The organism is Mycobacterium sp. TH-M103, assembly GCF_057473785.1.
The window spans coordinates 1-2,255 of the sequence record NZ_JBYCLG010000310.1 but is presented as its reverse complement, the minus strand read 5'-3'; the positions used below and the strand labels follow the sequence as shown (position 1 = coordinate 2,255).

The following is a 2,255-nucleotide window of genomic DNA, read 5'->3' as shown; positions in this document are numbered from 1 at the left end:
CGATGGCGCCCTGAATGTCGTCAGCGGAGATTGTCAACTCGGCCATGGCTTTTCGTCTTTCTACTTCTGTTCGCGTGGGTCTTCGATGGGTCTGTGGTGACTACTTCGTGTTCAGTCGGGCAACTGGGCCTCGGCTGCGGCCAGGCGCGAGGAGAGCGTCCCGTCGATCACCTCGTCGGCCACCGCGATCAACAGCCCGCCCAGCAGCGTCGGGTCGACCTGCAGCTGCACGGCCACCGGATGCCCGTAGGTGCGGCCCAGCACCTCGGTGAGACGAGTGCGCTGGGCATCGCTGAGCTCGGCAGCCGCGCCGACTTGCGCGACCACCTCGCCGCGGCGAGCGACCGCGACTTCCGCCAGGAACCGCATGGCCTCTTCGGCCGGCTGACCTCTGAGCAGCTCGACGGTGTGGGTCAGCAGTGCCGACGCGATCGGGTTGACGCTGCCGCTCGCGCCGCCAAGCACGTTGCGCAGCAACTCCACTCGTTTCTCGGGCGGGACGACGTAGTCGCCGAGCAGGATGCCCAGACGCGGCTGCGCGTCGAGAATCCGGGAGAAACGGAACAACTGGTCTTCGACTTCGCCGACCTGGTCCGCGCGTTCGGCGACTTCCAGCAAGGCTTGGCGCGACATGTGCTCGATCGCGTCGATCAGGTCCGAGTCGGCCGACCAACGCTCGCAGACCGCCGCGCGCACCACCTCGAGGGTGGTGTCGCCGACCTTGCCGGAGAGCAGCCGCTCCATCAACCGCACCCGCGGCGCCGAGTCTTCGGCGGCCACGGTGAGGTAGCGGGTGACCATCATTTCGCTGTCGAGCATCTTGGCCACCGCCACGAGCTCGTCGGACAACGTGGTCAGCCCGTCCTTGTCGAGATCCTTGGCTACGGTCCCGAACCGGTCCAGCAGGTCACGCAGCGCCCGCCGGCTGGCCGAGCGCATCTTGGTCAGCAGCGGATACTGCACGTCGGCGGAGGCCGGCGCCATCGCGTCGAGCTCGTCGAGGAACCGGTCCACGGTGGCCGACTGCTGCGCGGCGTCGGCGACATAGTTGCGCACCAGTTCCCCTGCGCCGCGCACAGATTCGTGGCCGAGCTCCAGCCGGAGCTGGCGGCTCAGCTGCGTCCGCAGCAGCTCGACCTGGCGGGCACCCTGACCCGTGATGCGTTCGGCCTCCACCTCGGCCTGCACCCGGAACTGCTCGGTGATTCGCTTCGCGTCCGCCTGAGCCTCTTCGACGACGCGCTTCGACTCCGCCTTGGCGTCGTCCACCGCCTTGCTGTGCGCGTTGCTGGCCTGGCCCAGGCGCTCGGCGGCCGTGGCTGCGTCGCTCAGCTGTTGACTCACCACTTTCTGCCTGGTTTCCATCAGTTTGCGCACCGGCGGAACGACGTAGCGCACCACGAGGAAAACGATGACCGCGAACCCGATCAGCTGTCCGATGAACGTCGACATGCGGTTACCGTCCGGACGATCCGGTCGCGGCGGTGACCGGGCCGACGTCGACGCCGAGGATACGACTGGCCAAAGTCGCCGACATGCCTGCCACGTTGGAGCGCAGATCCAGTTCCACGGCGTCCCTTTCCCGCTTCAATTGCTCTGCGGCCGTTTGCAACGTCGACATCACCTGCTGCTCGGCACGGGCTCGCGCGTCCTCGACCGCCTTACGACCCTCGGCCCGGGCGTTGTCGCGGTGCGACGACGCCTCGATCCGGGCCTTGGTCATGACTTCGTCGTAATCGGCCTGGGCGGCCTCGAACTGCTCGTTCGCCTTCTTGTTGTCGGCAAGGGTCTTGGCGACCATCGCGTCGCGCTCACGCAACACCTTCAGGATCGCCGGTACGACGAACGTGCCGATGACGGCGAGGACGATCAGGAAGATGGCGAGAACGAAGAAAAAGGTGCCGTTGGGAATGAGGAAGTTGTTGGTCTTCCCTTCCTCCGCTGCCTGGTCGGCGGCCAGAACGAGAGTGCTTGCGTCGCCCATCACAGCGAATTAGGTGCCGACCGGGGTCGCGAAGACGAACAGCGCCATGAACGCCAGGTTGATGAAGTAGGCCGCCTCGACCAGACCGACGGTGATGAAGAACGGCGTGAACAACCGTCCCTGCGCCTCCGGCTGCCGGGCGATGCCCGAAACCAGCGCGTTGCCGGCGATACCGTCACCGATGCCGGCACCGATCGCGCCGCCACCCATGATCAGGCCACCGCCGATGAGTGCGGCGGCAGCGACTTGGGGGTCCAGGGCCATTCTTTCC

3 protein-coding genes are annotated in these 2,255 nt (G+C 66.7%); all 3 read right to left on the bottom strand.

Annotated features, from left to right (window positions below; translation table 11 throughout):
- Nucleotides 1–111: 111 nt before the first annotated feature.
- Genes AC2VOR_RS17230 through AC2VOR_RS17220 form a run of 3 tightly spaced genes read right to left on the bottom strand, consistent with a single transcriptional unit; the run spans nt 112 to nt 2,242 of the window.
- The gene (locus AC2VOR_RS17230) at nt 112–1,452 is read right to left on the bottom strand and encodes a F0F1 ATP synthase subunit B/delta (protein ID WP_369737630.1); all 1,341 of its coding nucleotides are present in this window, start codon (nt 1,450–1,452) and stop codon (nt 112–114) included.
- A 4-nt stretch (nt 1,453–1,456) separates the two neighbouring features.
- Nucleotides 1,457–1,984 carry a F0F1 ATP synthase subunit B gene (locus AC2VOR_RS17225; RefSeq protein WP_369737629.1) on the bottom strand — a complete coding sequence of 176 codons (528 nt, stop codon included), beginning with the start codon at nt 1,982–1,984 and terminating at the stop codon, nt 1,457–1,459.
- A 9-nt stretch (nt 1,985–1,993) separates the two neighbouring features.
- Nucleotides 1,994–2,242, bottom strand: coding sequence for a F0F1 ATP synthase subunit C (locus AC2VOR_RS17220; RefSeq protein WP_024636915.1), 249 nt, complete (start codon nt 2,240–2,242; stop codon nt 1,994–1,996).
- Nucleotides 2,243–2,255 lie beyond the last annotated feature (13 nt).